Source organism: Thiobacillus denitrificans DSM 12475, from assembly GCF_000376425.1.
Lineage (GTDB): Bacteria > Pseudomonadota > Gammaproteobacteria > Burkholderiales > Thiobacillaceae > Thiobacillus > Thiobacillus denitrificans.
Genome location: NZ_AQWL01000033.1, coordinates 1 through 1,607, shown reverse-complemented (window position 1 = coordinate 1,607; position 1,607 = coordinate 1). Strand labels below are relative to the sequence as shown.

The following is a 1,607-nucleotide window of genomic DNA, read 5'->3' as shown; positions in this document are numbered from 1 at the left end:
CTCACCTCAGAGGCGACGACGGCAAAGCCGCGCCCCTGCTCGCCCGCCCGCGCGGCTTCGACCGCCGCGTTCAAGGCAAGAATGTTGGTCTGGAAAGCAATGCCGTCGATGACGCCGATGATGTCGGCAATCTTGCGCGAGCTGTCCTTGATCGAGGCCATGGTGTCGACGACTTTGCCAACCACCTTGCCGCCATTCGCCGCAATGTCTGCCGTCGACATCACCAGCTTGCTGGCATGATGGGCATGCTCGGCGTTCTGCCTGACGGTGCTGGTCAGCTCTTCCATCGAGCTGGCGGTCTCTTCCAGGCTCGACGCCTGCGATTCGGTGCGGGCAGACAAGTCGGCATTGCCCGTGGCAATCTCGCGCGAAGCGACCCGGATGTTATCCACGTTCGATCCGATATCGGATACGACCGCCATCATGTTGGCATTCATCTGATTGAGTGCGCGCATGAGCTGCCCGGTCTCATCCCAGGCTGCCATCTCGAAGCGGAGCGACAAATCGCCCCCGGCGATTGCGTGCGCGACCTCAAGGGCGCTGTCGAGCGGCCGCAGAATCGTACGTGAGATGAAGTAACCGAAAAGTACCGACAAAACAGCCCCCACGCTGCCCGCGACAGCAATCAGTTCCGGTATCCAGCTCTGCCTGCCGGAGACTTCGACCAAGGCACTGGTTTCCCACCAGCCGAGCATGCCCAGGGCAAACATCAGCGCGGCGCCAAGGCCTGTTGTCATCGCGATTCGCACGCTGACGGGAATCCTTCTGATGGAAGTCAGTCTGCTGATCAGGCTGGTACTGGTCGCGATGCCACGCACGATCACCAATCCACCCGCCTTCCCCTCTTTGATCGATCGATAAATACGGTCGGCTTCTACGATCTGCTGTCGTGTGGGTTTGTTGCATACGGACATATATCCGTTGGTGACGCCGTTTTTCCGGATCGGCGTCACATTCGCGACCACCCAGTAGTAATCGCCATTCTTGCGCCGGTTTTTCAGCAGACCGGTCCAGGGAAGCCCCTCTCCCAGCGTGGCCCAGAAGTCGGCAAACAATTCCGCCGGCATCTCCGGGTGCCGCACGATGTTGTAGGTGCTGCCGACAAGCTCGGTTTCGTTGAAGCCGCTCACTTCCATGAAGGCGGAGTTGACATAAACGATCCGCCCCTTGAGATCGGTCTTGGTAACGAGCGACTCGCCTTCGCGCAGCTCGTATTCGACATTCGTCGATGCCAAATCTACTCGCCTTCCATTGTTCATCATTTTTGTCACCGCTAAATGTGCATCATTCCGGTCATCAAACAGCATGCGCTTGCGCGGCAGTGGCTCATGTGAGCGCGGCACTTCCGCAACCACGCTGGTTGCAGCGCGTCGTTGTGCACATGGCTCAGAACTCTTCCCACTCCTCGTTGCCGCCGCCGGCGGCCGCGAGCTTCTTCGGCCGCGCGGCCGGAGCCACCCTCGGCCGCGACTGCGGCAGGGGCGTCACGACCTCACGCAGCACCGGCAGCGCCGCCCGCTGGCCACTCGAACCATCCAGCCTAAACACGCTCACCGCCTCGGCAAGCTTGGCCGCCTGATCCTGCAGGCTCTCGGCCGCAGCCGCCG

Annotated in this window: 1 protein-coding gene and 1 pseudogene; both read right to left on the bottom strand. The window is 61.2% G+C overall.

Features of this window, described 5'->3' with window-relative positions; genetic code table 11:
- Window positions 1-1,307 (bottom strand): methyl-accepting chemotaxis protein (locus B059_RS21725; protein ID WP_211206946.1); only part of this gene is annotated, 1,307 nt, incomplete at its 3' end.
- Between the two features lie 79 nt (window positions 1,308-1,386).
- A pseudogene (locus B059_RS19785) lies at window positions 1,387-1,607 on the bottom strand (methyl-accepting chemotaxis protein); the annotation flags it as partial.